A 16,797-nucleotide genomic window follows, 5' to 3' on the forward strand; every position below is an offset into this window, starting at 1 on the left:
CGGTCCGGAGTTTCTGGGGATGCCGGGTGCGCAGCCGCCGGGTCGGGGAACGGGCGCGGAGGGGCGTACGGATTTCCGCTGGTTGATGATGTCGGATGTGTGTAAGCACTGCACGCATGCGGCTTGTCTGGATGTCTGTCCTACGGGTTCGTTGTTTCGGACCGAGTTCGGGACGGTGGTGGTGCAGGAGGACATCTGTAATGGGTGTGGGTACTGCATTTCGGCGTGTCCGTATGGGGTGATCGATCAGCGTAGGGGTGATGGTCGGGCGTGGAAGTGCACGCTGTGCTATGACCGGTTGGGTGCGGGGATGACGCCGGCGTGTGCGCAGGCGTGTCCGACGGAGTCGATCCAGTACGGGCCCTTGGATGAGTTGCGGGAGCGGGCTGCGGTGCGGGTGGCGACGTTGCATGGGCGGGGGGTGTCCGAGGCGCGGTTGTATGGGCATGACCCGAACGATGGTGTGGGTGGTGATGGGGCGTTCTTTTTGTTGTTGGATGAGCCGGAGGTGTATGGGTTGCCGCCGGATCCGGTGGTGACGACGCGGGATCTGCCGGCGATGTGGAAACGCGCAGGCCTCGCCGCACTGGCAGGCCTCGCCGCACTGACGATGGCCGCCGTCACGGCCGTCGCATTCCTCGGCAGGCGACCATGACCGGCGCGACGCCACCGAACGAGCCCGTCGGCTCCCGGTTCCGCGAGTTCCAGACCCGACTAGACGGACGCGGACGCGAGGGCGGGGGCGGACGTGGGCGCGGCGGCGGTGAGCAGCTCACGGTGCCGCCGGCCGACTTCAGCTCCTACTACGGCCGACCGGTGCTCAAACCGCCCGTGTGGAAGTACGACATCGCCGGCTACCTCTTCACCGGCGGCCTCGCCGCCGGAGGCGCGCTCATCGGAGCGGGCGCACAACTGACCGGGCGCCCCGAGCTGCGCGCTGTCGGCCGGTGGACGGCCCTCGGAGGCGTCGTCGCCAGCACGTACCTGCTGATTCACGACCTCGGCCGGCCGGACCGGTTCCACCACATGCTCCGGGTCGCCAAGCTGACCTCGCCCATGTCGGTGGGCACCTGGATCCTCGCCGCGTTCGGGCCACTGGCCGGCGTGGCAGCGGTCGCCGAACTCGCGCACCGGCTCCCACCGCACGGCGTGCTCGGTCTTGCCCGCAGGCTGGCACCTCCTGTCGGCAACGCCGCCGGCCTGGCCGCCGCAGTCACCGCGCCGGCACTGGCCACGTACACCGGGGTGCTGCTCGCCGACACCGCGGTGCCGTCCTGGCATGAGGCGTACCCGTCGCTGCCGTTCGTCTTCGCCGGCAGCGCGCTCGCTGCCGCGTCGGGGGTCGGCCTGATAGCGGCGCCGGCCACCCAGACCGCGCCGCTGCGGCGACTCGCACTCGCCGCCGCCGCCGTCGAGTTCGCCGGCGGCCACCGGATGGAGCGGATGGGGCTGGTCGGCGAGCCCTACACGCGCGGGCGCAGTGGCCGCCTGGTCAAGGCCGGTCGGGTGCTGCTCGCCGTCGGTACCGCAGCGGCGTTGGTCAGCCGCCGCAGCCGATTCCTGGCCGCGGTCTCCGGCGCGGTCCTGGTGGCGTCGTCGGCCGCCACCCGGTTCGGTGTCTTCGAGGCCGGCAAGGTGTCGGCGCGCGATCCGAAGTACACGGTCGTGCCCCAGCGCGAACGCCTCGACGAGACGTCGACGACCCGGCTCTGAACAGTGGGAAGGCACCCCCTCGGGGTGCCTTCCCTGTTGTCCGGGTATGACCGCGTCAGCCGGTGAACAGCTTCGCGGCGGTGATGGCGGTCTGGACGATGCCGTACCCGAGGAGAAGCGCCACGAGCAGCCACGACAACCAGAGCCGCCCGGTCTGGGCACCCACGTGGTCGGGCACCGGAGGGTTGCTCTGCGGGCCGAGGGCGACCGGTTCGGTGACGCTTGCCCTCGCCACGGGCGACGTCGACCCCCGGTCCGGCTCGTGGAACCGCTCGGGCACCGGACGGACCAGCAGGTTGGCGATGAAGCCGATGGCGAGGATGCCGACCATTGTGAACAGCGCCGGCCGGTACGCCGACGCCGTGAGCGTGCCGGGCTTGCCCTGCGTGTCGAGGATGCCGTTGACGATCAGCGGACCGGCGACGCCCGCAGCTGACCAGGCGGTCAGCAGCCGGCCGTGGATGGCGCCGACCTGGAAGGTGCCGAAGAGGTCGCGCAGGTACGCGGGCATGGTGGCGAACCCGCCGCCGTAGAAGGAGATGATCGCGGCGGCGATCAGCACGAAGACGGCGGTCGCGGAGTGCCCCGCCACGGCGAGCAGCGTGTACAGCACCATGCCGAGGCCGAGGTAGACCATGTAGATGGGCTTGCGGCCGATGAGGTCGGACGTCGTCGACCAGACGAACCGTCCGGCCATGTTGAACAGCGACAGCACACCCACGAAACCGGCTGCCGCCGACACCGAGACGGCAGTGGTCCCGTTGTCCCGGAAGAAGTCCTGGATCATCGGGCTGGCCTGTTCCAGGATGCCGATGCCCGCCGTGACGTTGCAGAACAGCACGATCCACAGCAGCCAGAACGCCCGCGTACGCACGGCACTCGTCGCGGACACGCTCGCCCTCGTCACCAGCGGCCGGCTGGCGACGCTCGCGGGGTCGAACCCGGCGGGCCGCCAGTCCGGCGCGGGAACCCGGACGTTGAACGGGCCGAACATCATGATCACGAAGTAGCCGATGCCGAACGTGACGAAGAGCGCCACGAGGGCGCTTCCCGACGCCACGGCACCCGGGTTGTCCGGGTTGTAGCCGGAGTCGTAGAGGGAGAGCAGTTGCCGCGCGAGCGGGCCGGCGACAAGGGCGCCGCCGCCGAACCCCATGATGGCCAGCCCGGTGGCGAGACCTGGCCGGTCCGGAAACCACTTGATCAGGGTCGAGACGGGCGAGATGTAGCCGATGCCGAGTCCGATACCGCCGATGACGCCGTACCCGAGGTAGAGGAGCCAGAGTTGCTGGGTCGCGATGCCGAGCGCGCCCACCAGGAACCCGGTGGCCCAGAAGCAGGCGGAGGCGAACATGGCCCGGCGCGGTCCGTTGCGCTCCACCCAGCGGCCACCCACGGCGGCGGACGACCCCAGCATGACGATGGCGATGCTGAAGATCGCCCCGATCGCCGTCTGGCTGGTGTCGAAGTGCGCGATGAGGGAGTTCTTGTAGACGCTTGTGGCGTAGACCTGCCCGATACAGACATGCACGGCCAGCGCCGCTGTCGGGATGAGCCAGCGGCTGTATCCCGGGGGAGCGACGGTGTGCCGAGGGTTGAATACCGACAGCATGGACATCGTCCGCGCCTCCTGCGGCTGAGTAGGCCGGCGGCGGTGCAGGGCTGTCCGTCCCGGTGCTCGACCGAGCGCCGCCCGATTGGCGGGCCCGTGCACGCCTGCGTCAGCCGTTGGCCGGCTGCATTCTCACGTTACGTGGCGGTCGGTTGGCGGCTTGTCATTACCGCGAAACGCGAGACGTCGGCCCGCCAGCGGAGGGGACCGGTATCAGCTCGTGTCCTTTGCTCTGCTTCAACCGGCGCAACAGTCACCGGCCCAAAGTGTTGCGTGGGTTGAAGCAGAGCAAAGGCGGCAGAGAAGGGGCCCGCGCGCCGCCTGCCCCGCCCGCACGCCGCCCGCCCGCACCTCGCACGCCCGCACGCACCCCTGCTCGCCGTCCGGGCGGACGCAGAACGGGGGCGGGCCGTTCGGCCCGCCCCCTCACTGTGGTGGTACGGCTCAGTGAACCGCGGCCTTCGCGGCCGCCTCCTCCTGGGCGCGTCGTTCGTCGCCGCTGAGGGTGTGCAGCGGCTTTTCCTTGATGAACAGCACGACGATCAACGCGACCAGCGCGATCGGCGCACCGACCAGGAAGAGGTCGGCGGTCGCGATGCCGTACACGTCCTGGATGATGAGTCGCACCGGCTCGGGCAGGGTGGACAGGTCGGGCACCTCGGCGGTGCCGCCGCCCGTCGCCGCCGGGCCGAGTCGCTCGGTCGTCAGCGAGGTCACCCGGCTCGCCAGGACCGCGCCGAGCGCGCTGACGCCGATGGCGCCGCCCATGCTGCGGAAGAACGTCAGCACGGAGGTCGCGGCGCCGAGCTCGTGGGCGGGGACGTCGTTCTGCGCGGCGAGCACGAGGTTCTGCATGAGCATGCCGACGCCGACGCCCAGCACGGCCATGTAGATCGACAGGACGCCGACGCTGGTCTGGGCGTCGATGGTGCCCAAAAGCGCCATCCCGACGGTCATCACCGCGGCGCCGGCCACCAGATAGGCCTTCCACCGGCCGTACTTCGTGATGAGCTGGCCGGCCACCGTCGACGACACGAGCAGACCGAAGATCATCGGGAGGCTCATCAGGCCCGCGACGGTCGGCGACTTGCCCAGCGAGATCTGGAAGTACTGCGACAGGAAGACCGTGCCGCCGAACATCGCGACACCGACCAGCACGCTGGCGATCGTGGTCAGCGAGACCGTGCGACTGCGGAAGATCGTCAGCGGGATGATCGGTTCCGCCGCCCGCGACTCGACGAACACCGCCAATCCCAGCAGGGCCAGGCCGCCGATGACCATCAGCGCCGTCCAGCCGGATGCCCAGTCGAACTTGTTGCCGGCCAGGGACGACCAGATCAGCAGCGTGGAGACACCCGAGGTGATGAGCAGAGCACCCAGCCAGTCGATCGTGACCTTGCGGCGGACGACCGGAAGGTGCAGGGTCCGCTGGAGCAGGGCGATGGAGATGATGCTGAACGGGACGCCGATGAGGAAGCACCAGCGCCAGCCCAGCCATGACGTGTCGACGAGAACCCCACCGATCAGCGGACCGGCGATGGTGCCGACGCCGAAGACCGCGCCGAAGATGCCGGCGTAGCGGCCCAGCTCACGCGGCGGGATCATGGCCGCCATGACGATCATGGCCAGCGCCGTCATGCCGCCGGCGCCGATGCCCTGGACGACACGGCTGACAAGCAGCACCTCGACGTTCGGTGTGAAGCCCGCGATGAGGGAACCCACCACGAACAATCCGAGCGAGAGTTGGATCAGCAGCTTCTTGCTGTACAGGTCGGCCATCTTGCCCCAGAGCGGCACCGTCGCCGTCATGGCGAGCAGTTCGCTGGTGACGATCCAGGTGTAGACGGTCTGACTGCCGTTCAGATCGGCGATGATCCGCGGCAGGGCGTTTGCCACCACCGTGGAGGCGAGGATGGACACGAACATGCCGACCATCAGCCCGGATAGGGCCTGGAGAACCTCCCGACGCGACATGCGCGTGCCGACGGCGGCGGTGTCGGTGGGCGGGATGGTGCTGGTCATTGACGCTCCCTTGTCGGGTGTGCACAGGGTGCTGTGGGCCTCGGGCGGGATGCGACGAGGCTGAACGTGGTCAGGAGAGGGCTGGGGTCAGCCTCGGGGTGGCGGATCGGGCAGGCCGGCGGCGATGCCGGCGAACGCCTCGTCCACCAGCTCGGCGAGCGGCGGTGTCCCGTCGTCGGCGGCCCAGCGCATCGTCGCGCAATGGAAGGCGGCACCGGCCACGGCGGTGACCAGCGGCGGGTACGGGTGCTCGGGACCAACACCGAGGCGGGCGGCGATGACCGAGACCATGGCCCGCTCGGTGGCGACGTTGCCCGCGATCAGCCGGGGCAGCAGGGTTGGGTTCTCGGTGATGACAGTCAGCCGCAGCCGCCACAGCTCCCGGTCGGCCTGTATGGGGCCGATCGCCTCGTCGAGGGCGAGGCGGACGGCCCGTAGCGCCGGCACCTGCGCGGGAACGGTGGCCAGCCGCGCCACGACCCGGCTGCCGTCGAGCGCCGGATCGTCGGTGATCGCCTCGTCCTTGCAGGCGAAGTAGTTGAAGAACGTCCGCGAGGAGACGTCGGCGGCCTCGCTGATCTCCTCCACCGTCACGTGCTCCAGGCCACGTTCGGCGACCAGCCGTAGCGCTGCGGCGGTCAGCGCGGCCCGCGTCTGCGCCTTCTTGCGGTCCCGTCGCCCGGTGGTCACGCGGTCGGTGTCGGTCACCCGGCGAGGCTAGAAGCAAACCTGCAGAGCCTGCAAGTTTTTATTTTGTGAAGTGATTTTCGTGACCCTGGTCGCCAGCCGGCAACCGACGTCGTACGGCGCCGGTGGTCTCCAGGATCAACTCGGCCACCAGGTCCGGGTCGTCGCTCATCGGTACGTGTCCGCAGCCGGGCAGCGTCACCACCCGGGCAGCCGGCAGCCCGGCCCGGGCGCGTTCGGCCTGGTGGACACCGAAGATCCGGTCACAGTCGCCCCAGCCGATTGTCACCGGCACCGCCGCGTCGGCGAGCCGTACACCATCGAACCGGTAGTCGCGGGCGGCCCGGGCCACGGCGGCGAAGCCCAGGCCGCGCCGCAGGGCGAGCGCGTCGCCCAACGCGCGGTCGGCGTCCAGCAGCGTCGGGCGGGCCACAAGCGACCCGAAGCACATCGCCCGCAGGTACGACGAGCGCAGCGCGACCCGCATGAGTGGAGTGGGCAGGTACGAGTTGACCCGCAGGAGCCGGAGGATGGTCAGTGCCCGGCGGCACTCGGCAGGCGTGAAGAAACCGGCGGGGGAGAAGGCAGTTGCGGAGGCGACGACCCCGCTGGCGGCAAGCTCCAGGCTGATCGCCCCACCGAGGCTGTAACCGGCCACGTGCGGACGATCGAGCCCCCACTCGGTCAGGACGGGCAGCATCGCGGCGACGGTGGCGGCCATGTCGGCGGGCATCCCGGTGCCGGGCATCGGGGAGTTACCGAAGCCGGGCAGGTCCAGCGCGATCACCTCGTGGTGGGCGGCGAGCCTGTCGAACACCGGCTCCCACGCCTGGTGGCGGTGGCCGATGCCGTGGATGAGCACGAGCGGCTCACCGCTGCCCCCACGACGGACGTGAACGCTCACGACCGGCCCCCCACCGACGTCCTGCCGAAGGAGCGTCCGAGCTGGCGGACCTCGTCCTCCATCTCGCCGACCATCGTCCGGCCCCCGAAACGGGAGATCAAGGCGTCCGAGAAGCTGCTCAGCACCACCGGTCGCAGCGCCTGCACCAGGGCGAGCGACCGTGGGACGTACACCTTGCGCTTTCGGCGCTCGATGCCACGCAGCAGGGCGTCGGCGCACTGCTCGACCGGGACGACGGTGGACAGCGGCCACGGCAGCCGGCTCAGTGTGGCGCGGAACGACGCCAGGTCGTCGCGGATGTCGCGGACCAGGTCGGTGTCGATCCAGATCGGATGTGCCGTGCCGACGGTGACGCCTCGTGCCCGGGTCTCCAGGCGCAGCACGTTTGCGAACTGCTCCACGCCCGCCTTGGACGCGCAGTAGGCGGCCATGCCGGGCATGGCCGCGAAGGCGGCGGCCGACGAGATGATCAGGACGTGACCACGGGCGGCGGTGACGTGTGGCAGGGCCGCGCTGACAGTGCGGATCGCGCCGCAGAGGTTCACCTCGACGGTACGCACCAACGCGTCGACAGGCCCGACCGCCACGGTGCCCAGGTTCGCGATCCCCGCGTTGGCGACGACCACGTCGATGCCGCCGAAACGGTCCACCGTGGAGGCGACCGCCTCGTCCAGCGCCGCCTGGTCGGTGACGTCGCACTCGTACCAGTGGGCGTCGAGGTCGGCGCTGAGCTGCCGGAGCCGCTCGCCCTCCAGGCCCACGAGGGCGACCTGCGCGCCCCGGGCGACGGCGTCGCGGGCCAGCTGCGCCCCGATGCCGCGTGCCGCGCCGGTGATGAGCAGAGTCCTGCCCGCCAGGTCATACCGCATCGGCGTGCTCCCGTTCCGGTTCGTTGGGTGTGGTGTCGGCCGGAATGATCCGGTGGTCGGCGGGGCGGAACCGGCGCAGCCGCAGCCGGAAGCCGGTGGCGAAGCCCGGCCAGATGGTGGTGTTGCGGCCGGTGGCGTCGAGATACCAGCTCGAACAGCCGGTCTGCCACACGGTCCCGGTCATCTTCCGGTCGACCCGCTGCGTCCAGCGTCGTTGCGCCTGCGGGGTCGGCTCGATGGACTGGACGCCTCTGGCCCGCATGTGCCGCAGTGCGGCGAGCATCAGGCGCAGCTGCGCCTCGATCATCAGCACCACCGAGGTGTGCCCGAGCCCGGTGTTGGGGCCGAGCAGGAAGAACAGGTTGGGGAAGCCGGCGACTGTGGTGCCGCGGTACGCGTGCATGCTGGGGGTCCAGGCATCGCCAAGGTTGCGCCCGTCCCGCCCGTGGATGAGCCGTACGACGGGGGAGTCGGTGACGTGGAAGCCGGTGCCGAGGATGATCGTGTCCGCCCTGTGGTGCACACCGTCGGCGGTGACCAGGCCGTCGGGCACGATCCGGGTGATGCCGGCCGTGACCACGTCGACGTTCGGGCGGGTGAGCGACGGCCAGTAGTCGTTGGAGATCAGCACCCGTTTGCAGCCCATCGCGTACCGGGGGGTGAGCTTGTCCCGCAGGGTCGGGTCGCTGACCTGACGTCGCAGCGTCCGCAGGGACAGCCGCGAGGCGAGGCGGTTGACCGTCGGGTGCAGGAAACCAAGGCCCATGACCTCGCGTACCAGATAGAGCCAGGCTCGCGCGGCCCGCTGCGCGCCGGGCACGGTGCGGAACGCGGCCTGCTCGACCCGGCTGATGCGGCGCGAGCGCCTGGGCATGATCCAGGCGGGGGACCGCTGGAACAGCGTCAGCTTCTCGACGGCCGGCTGGATCTGCGGCACGAACTGGACCGCCGACGCGCCGGTGCCGATGACCGCGACGCGGCGACCGCTCAGGTCGTGGTCGTGCCGCCAGCGCGCGGAGTGGAAGACCGTGCCGGCGAAGTCGTCAATGCCCGGCAGGTCGGGGACGGCGGGTTCGCTCAGCGGGCCGGCCGCGCAGACGAGGACGCGGGCGCTGTGGTCGCCCCCGGAGGTCCGCAGCAGCCAGCGCTGGCGCTGCTCGTCCCAGCGCGCGTCGAGGACCTCGTGACGCAGACGTACCTTCGGGCGTATCCCGAAGCGGTCGACGCAGTCGCGCAGGTAGTCCCGGATCTCCGGCTGGCTGGAGAACGTGTTCGACCAGCGTGGGTTGGGGGCGAAGGAGAAGGAGTAGAGGTGTGACGGCACGTCGCAGGCGCAGCCGGGGTAGGTGTTGTCCCGCCAGGTGCCGCCGACGTCGTCACCGCGGTCGAAGACGAGATAGTCGGTGAAGCCTGCCCGTTGCAGGGCGATGGCAGCCCCCAGGCCGCCGAAGCCGGCGCCGACGATCGCGATGTCTGTCTCCATCACTCCTCCGGGGTCTCGCACTCGGTGCCCGGCTCGGCCGGTGGCGGCCAGGGCGGCTCGCCCACGCCGGTGACCCGTACGCCGCCCCACGGGTCGATCTCGGCAAGTCGGGCGGGTCGGGCCCGGTCGGCGATGCGCAGCTCGACGTCGCGCCGGCCGGAGCGCAGGAGCGTCGCCACCGTCGGGTCGGGCTCGATCCGTCCACCCCAGTGGTAGCGGCCGTCGACCGGCTCCCACCGTCCACTGAGGTGCGCCCGGACCGGAGTGCCCGCGACGGTCGCCGGCCCGTGGTAGCTCACTGCTCGATCCGTTCGTGGGCGCGGGTCAGCTCGTGTGGCAGGTCGGCGCTGGCCCGGACTCCCTCGATCCCGCTCCACAGCAGGGTGGTCAGGTAGTCGGTGAGCGCTGCCCGCCTGATCGGCTGGCCGTGCGTGGTCCACCAGTCGCCGACCGCCTGCACGAACCCCACCAGGCCGTACGCCCAGGGTTCGGCCGGGCCGGCGTCGAGGCCCAGCGCGCGCAGGCGGTCGCCGATCACCCGGGCCAGGCCGGCCGCGACCTGCCGGCTGGTGCCGGCGACGACCTGGTGGATGCCGGGCTGGCCGGACTGGCGCATCAGGAACCGGTAGAGGGTGGGCTGTGACTCGATCACCCCGAGGTACGCGTCGATAGTCGCCCGGACGAGGTCGCGTTCCTCTCGGACCTCGTCGATCGCGGGCGCGATGGCGTCGACGACCCGGCCCGCCACCACCTCGCTCACCGCGACCCAGAGCTGCGACTTGTCGGCGAAGTAGCGGTAGAGGACCGGCTTGCTGACGCCGGCCATGGCGGCCACCTGGTCCATGTCGACGTCCGGCCCGTGTCGCAACAGGGCCTGCACGGCCGCGCCGATCAGTGCCTGCCGGCGCTGCTCACGGTGGTCGGCCCAGCGGTCCCGACGGCCGTTGGTCTTCGCCTTCGGGACACCCTCGGAGGCCACCGTCGGCGGGTCGGATCCATTGACATCCTTGCGCGGCGCTTGCATGCTACCACTCGTAACAGTTACCGGTCGTCACGTCAATATGGAGGCGCCATGGAGACGACGGAACCCGAGAGCACGGCGGTCGCCGATCGACTGCTCACGTCGTCGCTGCGGACCAGCTACGACCCCGTCGTCGAGATCGACTGGGACGCACCGCACACTCCGGGCGCCTACTGGCTCCCGCCGCATCGCAGCAGCCTCTACGGCACTCCACTCTGGTCGGGGCTGACCGAGGAGCAGCGCGTCGAGCTCACCAAACACGAGGTGGCAAGCGCCGCCAGCGCCGGGCTGTGGTTCGAGACGATCCTCATGCAGATGCTGATCCGGCAGTACTACGACGACGACCCGACCAGCCGACACGCCCAGTACGCGCTGACCGAGGTCGCCGACGAGTGCCGGCACTCGATCATGTTCGGTCGACTGATCGAGGCGATGGGCTGCCCCGTCTACCGGGCGAGCGCCGTCGACCACTGGCTCGGCCGGTTCCTCAAGACCACCGCCAGCGGCCCTCGGATGTACGCCGCGATCCTCATCGCCGAGGAGATCCTCGACGCGTTCCAGCGCGAGATCATGGCCGACGAGTCACTCCAACCGCTGATCCGGATGGTCTCGCGCATCCACGTCGTGGAGGAGGCGCGGCACGTCCGCTTCGCCCGCGACGAGTTGGCCCGCCAGGTCGCCGCCGCCGGTCCGGTCGGCATGGCGTACGCCCGGCTGTTGATCGGTCGCGCCGCCTACACGATCGCCAACCGCCTGGTCCACCCGAGCGCCTACGCGGCGGTGGGCATCGCGCCGCAGGTGGGCCGGGCGGCCGCCCGTGCAAACCCGCACTGGCAGGCCACCCTGCGCTGGTCGGCAGCCCGGGTGCACGACCACCTCGCGGACGCCGGTCTGGTGGCCGGGCCGGGTCGGCTGCTGTGGGTACGCGCCGGGCTGATCTGACGGCGCCGTCGCCAGCCGCCGCAGCGCTGTCGTCGCGCGCTGGCGTCGGTCGTGGTGCGCCTTCGTCGGTGCGGGGCACTGTCGTCGGCGTCGCGCGCTGTCGTCGGTCGTGGTGCCGCGCTGACGAACTGCCTACATCAGGCAGACGTCAGGCGCGCCCGATCCGGGGCTCCTGCCTGTCGCTGAGCAGCAGGCCGACGCCGCGTACCGCCTCGATGGTGGCAGCCGTGCCGAGGTCGAGCAGCTTGCGCCGCAGGCGTTTCACGAGCGACTGCACGTCGGCCCTGCGCTCGCGTCCCTCGTCGTGCCAGACGGTCCGGTGCAGTTCGGCGTAGCTCCACACCCGGACCGGCTCGGTGGTCAGGCAGGTCAGCAGGTCGTGCTCAAGGCGGGTCAGGTCGACCTCGCGCCCGCCGTACCGTGCGGTGGACCGGGTCGAGTCGATGACCAGGACGGCGTCGGCCGGCACGGCGGGCGGCGGCGCGGTCGGTGACGGCGCGGTCGGTGACGGCGCGGGTGACGCGGCCGCCGGTGACGGCGCGATCAGCCGGCGCAGCTCGTCCAGGTCGGCCACCAGCAGCAACGGTGCGATGCCGTCGAGGCGCTCCGCGAGGCGGATGCGCTCGGTCGGCGACGGGGTCACCGCGATCAGCAGCGGAAAGGGTTCGTCGGCCGTCGCGGGCCCGCCCGTCGCAGCTTCGTCGTCCTCGGCCACCACACCCGCCCGGGATCGATGGAAATCTTTGCCCAACTTCAGTCATGGCCCTGACAGTGATTGGCAAGCGCGCCGCCGGCAGGGCAACCGTTAGCGACAAGTTGCTCACGGCAAGTTCTTGATCGTCCTTTCCTCTCGATCATAGTGTCCACTCGGGCAACCGGCGTGACCCGCGCGGTGCATGGAGGGGCATGAAGGGTTGGTCTGCTCGACTCCGTCGAGGCGGACCCTCCGCACCCTCACCATGGCCCATCACACCCCTGGGTCGTTCTGAGGGAGGCAGCACCGATGTTCAGACGTCCACGATGGAGGCGCACCGCCAGATCACTGGTGAGCGCCGGCGCGGCGATGATCCTCGCCGCGACGGGTCTGGTCAGTATCGGCACGGGCGCGCAGGCCGCGCCCGGGATGGGAGTGGGCACCGCTCCGGGAGACAAGATCCGGCCGGACCTCGCCAAGCAGCTCCAGGCCAAGAGCGCTGGGGACTTCTGGATCCGGTTCAAGGACCGGGCGGACCTCAGCAAGGCCAGCTCCATCAAGGACTGGACGAAGCGCGGCGCGGCCGTCGCCGAGGCGCTGCGCACCACCGCCGCAGCGAGCCAGGGCAAGATCCGTGCCGAACTCGACAGCTCGGGCACCAAGTACCAGACCTTCTGGGCGACAAACGCCATCAAGGTGAACAGCGGTTCGCTCGACATGGCGCAGAAGTTCGCCGCCCACACGGAGGTCGAGGGGCTCTACGCCCCGGTCGAGTACAAGGTCCCGGAGACCATCAAGGGCGCCGACGAGAAGACCGTCAACGCGCTCGAGTGGGGCATCGCCAACATCAACGCCGACGACGTCTGGTCCCAGTACGGCGTCACCGGTGAGGGCATCACCATCGCCAACATCGACACCGGCGTGCAGTTCGACCACCCCGCGCTTGTGAACTCCTACCGCGGCAACAACGGCGACGGCACGTTCGACCACAACTACAACTGGTTCGACGCCGCCGGAGAATGTTCGACCGCCCCCTGTGACAACGATGGCCACGGCACGCACACCATGGGCACCATGGCCGGTTCCGCTGGCGCGAACCAGATCGGCGTCGCGCCCGGGGTCAAGTGGATCGCCGCGAACGGTTGCTGCCCCAGCGATGCCGCCTTGATCGAATCCGGTCAGTGGATGCTCGAGCCGACTGACCTCGGCGGCCAGAACCCGGACGCCAGCAAGCGGCCGAACATCATCAACAACTCCTGGGGCACCCGGCTGCCGTCGAACGAGCCCTTCATGGAGGACGTGACGCTGGCCTGGACGGCGTCGGGCATCTTCGGTGTCTGGTCCAACGGCAACAGCGGGCCGGCCTGCCAGACGAGCGGTTCGCCGGGCAGCCTCGCCAGCAACTACTCCACAGGCGCGTACGACGTCAACAACAACGTCGCGGGCTTCTCGGCACGTGGCGCCGGGCAGAACGGTGAGATCAAGCCCAACATCTCCGCGCCGGGCGTGAACATCCGGTCGAGCATCCCGGGCAGCACGTACGGCAGCATCAGCGGCACCTCGATGGCAGCCCCGCACCTCGCGGGCGCCATCGCGTTGCTGTACTCGGCCGCGCCGTCGCTCGTCGGTGACGTCAACGCGACCCGTACCCTGCTCAACGGCGCCGCCATCGACAAGGACGACAGCCAGTGCGGTGGCACCGCGGCGGACAACAACGTCTACGGCGAGGGCCGGCTGGACGCCCTCGCGCTGCTCGACGCCGCACCGACCGGCGACGTCGGCACCCTCGCCGGCACTGTCACCGACGCGGCCACCGGCGCCCCGATCGCCGGCGCGACCCTCACGCTCACCGGCCCGGCCGCACGCGAGGTGACCACCGGGGCGGACGGGACGTACTCGACGCAGCTGCCGACCGGTGACTACCAGGTCGTCGTGTCCGCCTTCGGCTACGGCGCCACCACGAAGTCGGCGACTGTCACCAACCGCGCCACCACGACGCTCGACGTCGCGCTGACGGCGGTGGCGAGCGTCAACATCACCGGCGCGGTCACCGACGGCTCCGGTCACGGCTGGCCGCTCTACGCCAAGGTGACGGTCACCGGCGTGTCGGGTGTCTACGACTACACCGCGCCGTCAACCGGCCGCTACACCATCAAGCTGCCGGCCGGGCAGACGTACACCCTGAGGTACGAGTCGCAGTACCCCGGCTACCCGGCAGTGACCAAGGAGGTCGTGGTCGGCACCCGGAACGTGACCGCCAACGTCGCGATGCCGGTGGACACCACAAGGTGCACGACGGCGCCCGGCTACGCGTTCGGCGCGGACGGCGAGTACGAGACCTTCGACGGCACGACCACGCCGGCCGGCTGGACCGTTGTGGACAACGCGGGGACCGGCCAGGTGTGGAAGTTCACCGACGACGGCGGCCGGGGCAACCTGACCGGCGGCGCCGGCAACTTCGCGATGATCGACAGTGACGACTACGGCGCCGGCAACAGCCAGGACACCTCGCTGGTCAGCCCGGTGGTCGACCTGACCGGCGTCACCGCCCCGGTCATCCGGTTCAACCAGGACTTCAACCAACTGGACGAGGACACCGCCGACGTCGACCTCAGCATCGACGGCGGCACCACCTGGACGAACGTGCTGCGGCAGGAGACCGACGTACGAGGGCCACGGGTCACCGAGGTCCCGATCCCGCAGGCCGCCGGCCAGGCGCAGGTCCAGGTGCGGTTCCGCTACTACGACGCCTCGTACGAGTGGTGGTGGGAGGTCGACAACGTCCTGATCGGCAGCCAGGTCACCTGTGTGCCTGTCGACGGTGGCCTGGTCGTGGGCAACGTCCGCGACAAGAACGACAACAGCTACCTCAACGGCGCCACCGTCACCAGCAGCGACCGGCCCAGCGAGAAGGCCGTCACAGTGGCGACCCCGGACGACCCGGGGCTTGCCGACGGCTTCTACTGGCTCTACTCGTCGCTGACCGGCACGCACAAGTTCACCGCGACGGCCGGTAACTACGTCAGCCAGAGCAAGCAGGTCGACGTGGAGCCCGACTGGGCGACCACAGCGAACTTCGTCCTCGCGGCGGGTCAACTGTCGGTGACGCCCACCGAGTTGAGCGCGACGCTCCAGATGCCCGGGGGCAAGACCAGCAAGAAGTTCACTGTGACGAACACCGGCGGCGCGCCCGTCGAGGTCGGCTTCAGTGAGCGGGACAACGGCTTCGAGCTGCTGCGGGCGGACGGCTCCCGGGTGACCCGGCAGCAGGTGCTCGGTGCTCCCGGTGCGCCGGAGCAGCGGCTCACCGTAGCGACGTCGTTCGCCGCGAAGGCGTCCGGCAAGGCGCCGACGGCGGTGCCCGCCGCGGTCGGTCCGCAGGCGGCGCCGTGGACGGACATCGCCGACTACCCGGCCAACATCATGGACAACCGGGTGGTGACCCTCGACGGCAAGGTGTACTCGATCGGCGGTGGCGACGGCAGCGCCTCCACCACGAAGAACTACGCCTACGACCCGACCGCGCAGACCTGGACGGCGATCGCCGACCTCCCCGGCGCGCGCAACGCCCTGACGGTGGGCGTCGTGGACGGGAAGATCATCGCCTCGGGTGGTTGGGGTGACAACGGCCCGGACGCGGCCACCTGGTCCTACGACCCGGCGGCCAACACCTGGACGGCACGGGCCGCCAACCCGGCGCCGCGGGCCGCGGCCGGGCAGGCCGTCGTCGACGGCAAGCTGTACGCCATCGGTGGCTGCACCACAGCTAACTGCCTGCCGATGTCGAACACCGTCGTCCGGTACGACCCGGCCAGCAACGCCTGGGAGACGCTCGCCAACTACCCGAAGTCGGTGGCGTTCGCCTCCTGCGGCGGGATCGACGGTGTCGTCTACTGCACCGGCGGCAACGACGGTTCGGTGGCGCAGAAGTCCAGTTACGCCTTCGACCCGGGTGCCAACACCTGGACCGCCATCGCCGACGCGCCGGCCGACAACTGGGCCAGCTCGTACGCGGTGGCAAGCGGCAAGCTCCTCGTGGTCGGCGGCTCGCAGGGTGGGGCCATCACCAACGCGGGCTTCGCCTTCGACCCGGCCACCAGCTCGTGGTCGAACCTGCCGAACGCCAACACCGCCCGGTACCGGGGTGCCGCGGCGTGTGGCTTCTACAAGGTCGGCGGCTCGTCGGGCAGCTTCAACGCGGCTGCCGACAGCGAGGTGTTGCCGGGCTTCGAGGGCTGCGCCGAGGCCGCGGCCGACGTCAGTTGGATGACTATCGACAAGTCGTCGGTCACCCTCGCACCGGGTGCGAAGGTCACTGTCACCGTCGGGATGACGGCGAACGTGGACCAGCCGGGCACCTACTCCGGCGCGGTGGCGATCAAGGAGAACACGCCGTACTCGGTGGCGCCCGTCGAGGTGACGATGACCGCGACGCCCCCGAAGACCTGGGGCAAGCTGATGGGTACGGTGACCGGCACGAGCTGCCAGGGCGCGACCTCGCCGATCTCCGGCGCGGTGGTCCAGGTCGACTCGTGGGCGATGTCGTTCACGTTCGCGACGGACGCGGCCGGCAAGTACGCCTACTGGATGGACCGTCGCAACAACCCGCTCACGATGATCGTCGCCAAGGACGGCTGGAAGCCCCAGACCCGGCAGGCGAGGATCGACACCACCACTCCGACGGTGGAGGACTTCGGGCTGTCTCCCATCCGGTGCTGACACCTGATCGGTAGTGCACAAGATCCGGCCCGCCTGGTCACCGACCAGGCGGGCCGGACCCGTTCCGAAGGCCGGCGCCGCACGGCCGCGCTGGCCGGCCCTGCCGCAGGGGACGGCGTTCGCGTCGGGTG

13 protein-coding genes are annotated in these 16,797 nt (G+C 70.3%); 4 read left to right on the top strand and 9 right to left on the bottom strand.

What is annotated here, in order from left to right:
* The coding region (locus ADK66_RS09865; protein WP_157552377.1) for a 4Fe-4S dicluster domain-containing protein at positions 1 to 655 on the top strand (655 nt) is incomplete at its 5' end.
* The gene (gene nrfD, locus ADK66_RS09870; protein ID WP_053653697.1) at positions 652 to 1,713 is read left to right on the top strand and encodes an NrfD/PsrC family molybdoenzyme membrane anchor subunit; all 1,062 of its coding nucleotides are present in this window, start codon (positions 652 to 654) and stop codon (positions 1,711 to 1,713) included. The genes ADK66_RS09865 and nrfD, both read left to right, overlap by 4 nt.
* A gap of 55 nt (positions 1,714 to 1,768) precedes the next feature.
* Here the strand turns inward: nrfD and ADK66_RS09875 are convergent, their stop codons facing one another.
* From ADK66_RS09875 to ADK66_RS09910, 8 genes are all read right to left on the bottom strand, one after another.
* Positions 1,769 to 3,325: an OFA family MFS transporter gene (locus ADK66_RS09875; RefSeq protein ID WP_053653699.1), complete on the bottom strand. Its 1,557-nt coding sequence runs from the start codon at positions 3,323 to 3,325 to the stop codon at positions 1,769 to 1,771.
* A gap of 444 nt (positions 3,326 to 3,769) precedes the next feature.
* A complete protein-coding gene (locus ADK66_RS09880) occupies positions 3,770 to 5,347 on the bottom strand; it encodes an MDR family MFS transporter (RefSeq protein WP_053653701.1) in 1,578 nt (525 codons plus the stop codon).
* Positions 5,348 to 5,434: 87 nt separating this feature from the next.
* The gene (locus ADK66_RS09885) at positions 5,435 to 6,055 is read right to left on the bottom strand and encodes a TetR family transcriptional regulator (RefSeq protein WP_053653703.1); all 621 of its coding nucleotides are present in this window, start codon (positions 6,053 to 6,055) and stop codon (positions 5,435 to 5,437) included.
* A 40-nt stretch (positions 6,056 to 6,095) separates the two neighbouring features.
* Positions 6,096 to 6,938, bottom strand: coding sequence for an alpha/beta fold hydrolase (locus tag ADK66_RS09890; protein ID WP_053653705.1), 843 nt, complete (start codon positions 6,936 to 6,938; stop codon positions 6,096 to 6,098).
* Positions 6,935 to 7,807: an SDR family oxidoreductase gene (locus tag ADK66_RS09895; protein ID WP_053653707.1), complete on the bottom strand. Its 873-nt coding sequence runs from the start codon at positions 7,805 to 7,807 to the stop codon at positions 6,935 to 6,937. The genes ADK66_RS09890 and ADK66_RS09895 overlap by 4 nt, the downstream gene beginning before the upstream one ends.
* Positions 7,797 to 9,290, bottom strand: a complete 1,494-nt coding sequence (locus tag ADK66_RS09900) for an NAD(P)/FAD-dependent oxidoreductase (protein ID WP_053653708.1) — start codon at positions 9,288 to 9,290, stop codon at positions 7,797 to 7,799. The genes ADK66_RS09895 and ADK66_RS09900 overlap by 11 nt, the downstream gene beginning before the upstream one ends.
* Complete coding sequence (locus ADK66_RS09905) at positions 9,290 to 9,589, bottom strand: DUF4873 domain-containing protein (protein ID WP_053653710.1); 300 nt, start codon at positions 9,587 to 9,589, stop codon at positions 9,290 to 9,292. Before ADK66_RS09905 ends, ADK66_RS09900 begins: the two co-directional genes overlap by 1 nt.
* On the bottom strand, positions 9,586 to 10,314 hold the full coding sequence (locus ADK66_RS09910; RefSeq protein ID WP_053653713.1) for a TetR family transcriptional regulator: 729 nt from the start codon (positions 10,312 to 10,314) through the stop codon (positions 9,586 to 9,588). The genes ADK66_RS09905 and ADK66_RS09910 overlap by 4 nt, the downstream gene beginning before the upstream one ends.
* Positions 10,315 to 10,362: 48 nt before the next feature.
* Here ADK66_RS09910 and ADK66_RS09915 point away from each other — a divergent pair, with 48 nt between their 5' ends.
* Positions 10,363 to 11,253 (top strand): diiron oxygenase, encoded by an 891-nt coding sequence (locus tag ADK66_RS09915; protein ID WP_053653715.1) that lies wholly within the window; start codon positions 10,363 to 10,365, stop codon positions 11,251 to 11,253.
* Between the two features lie 148 nt (positions 11,254 to 11,401).
* On the opposite strand, the gene ADK66_RS09920 is transcribed toward ADK66_RS09915, so the two are convergent.
* The gene (locus ADK66_RS09920; protein ID WP_231639987.1) at positions 11,402 to 11,968 is read right to left on the bottom strand and encodes a winged helix-turn-helix domain-containing protein; all 567 of its coding nucleotides are present in this window, start codon (positions 11,966 to 11,968) and stop codon (positions 11,402 to 11,404) included.
* Between the two features lie 288 nt (positions 11,969 to 12,256).
* Here ADK66_RS09920 and ADK66_RS09925 point away from each other — a divergent pair, with 288 nt between their 5' ends.
* On the top strand, positions 12,257 to 16,666 hold the full coding sequence (locus ADK66_RS09925; RefSeq protein WP_053653719.1) for a S8 family serine peptidase: 4,410 nt from the start codon (positions 12,257 to 12,259) through the stop codon (positions 16,664 to 16,666).
* Positions 16,667 to 16,797: the final 131 nt, after the last annotated feature.

The sequence above is a fragment of the Micromonospora sp. NRRL B-16802 genome (genome assembly GCF_001279555.1).
Lineage (GTDB): Bacteria > Actinomycetota > Actinomycetes > Mycobacteriales > Micromonosporaceae > Micromonospora > Micromonospora profundi.

What these genes read in the sequence shown, in the direction of transcription:
- nrfD (WP_053653697.1), top strand. Translation starts at nt 652, where the DNA reads ATGACCGGCGCGACGCCACCGAACGAGCCCGTCGGCTCCCGGTTCCGC.
- ADK66_RS09875 (WP_053653699.1), bottom strand. Translation starts at nt 3,325, where the DNA reads ATGCTGTCGGTATTCAACCCTCGGCACACCGTCGCTCCCCCGGGATAC.
- ADK66_RS09880 (WP_053653701.1), bottom strand. Translation starts at nt 5,347, where the DNA reads ATGACCAGCACCATCCCGCCCACCGACACCGCCGCCGTCGGCACGCGC.
- ADK66_RS09895 (WP_053653707.1), bottom strand. Translation starts at nt 7,807, where the DNA reads ATGCGGTATGACCTGGCGGGCAGGACTCTGCTCATCACCGGCGCGGCA.
- ADK66_RS09900 (WP_053653708.1), bottom strand. Translation starts at nt 9,290, where the DNA reads ATGGAGACAGACATCGCGATCGTCGGCGCCGGCTTCGGCGGCCTGGGG.
- ADK66_RS09910 (WP_053653713.1), bottom strand. Translation starts at nt 10,314, where the DNA reads ATGCAAGCGCCGCGCAAGGATGTCAATGGATCCGACCCGCCGACGGTG.
- ADK66_RS09915 (WP_053653715.1), top strand. Translation starts at nt 10,363, where the DNA reads ATGGAGACGACGGAACCCGAGAGCACGGCGGTCGCCGATCGACTGCTC.
- ADK66_RS09925 (WP_053653719.1), top strand. Translation starts at nt 12,257, where the DNA reads ATGTTCAGACGTCCACGATGGAGGCGCACCGCCAGATCACTGGTGAGC.